Here is a 357-nt window from a genome sequence, read left to right as displayed (position 1 = left end):
ATGAGAAATCTTGCCATAAGTCTCGTGATGGAAGAGCGCATCGTCACTACGGTGACCAGAGCTAAAGAACTGCGCCGTCTCGTCGAGAGGCTGATCACACAACCTTTCATGCTGTTCACCATGGCTTGGGCCACCTTTCTGGGCATAGTTGTGGGGGCTCTGCCGGGGCTTACGGCCACGATGACCAAAGCCCTTTTGAGCGGCCTCACAAACGGTGTTGATCCTCGGGTGGCTATTCCCATCTTGATATCCGTGGATTGCGGAGCGATCTACGGAGGAAGCCAGTCGGCAATACTTGTAAATATCCCCGGCACCCCGTCGGCTGCCGCGACGACTCTGGACGGTTACCCTTTAGCC

Annotated in this window: 1 protein-coding gene; it reads left to right on the top strand. The window is 56.0% G+C overall.

Annotated elements, in window-relative coordinates:
- Positions 1-357 (top strand): tripartite tricarboxylate transporter permease (locus EZM41_RS11105; RefSeq protein WP_232619331.1); only part of this gene is annotated, 357 nt, incomplete at both ends.

It is taken from the genome of Acetomicrobium sp. S15 = DSM 107314 (genome assembly GCF_016125955.1).
Lineage (GTDB): Bacteria > Synergistota > Synergistia > Synergistales > Thermosynergistaceae > Thermosynergistes > Thermosynergistes pyruvativorans.
The sequence above is the reverse complement of the archived record's forward strand: the minus strand, read 5'-3'. Positions and strand labels throughout refer to the sequence as shown.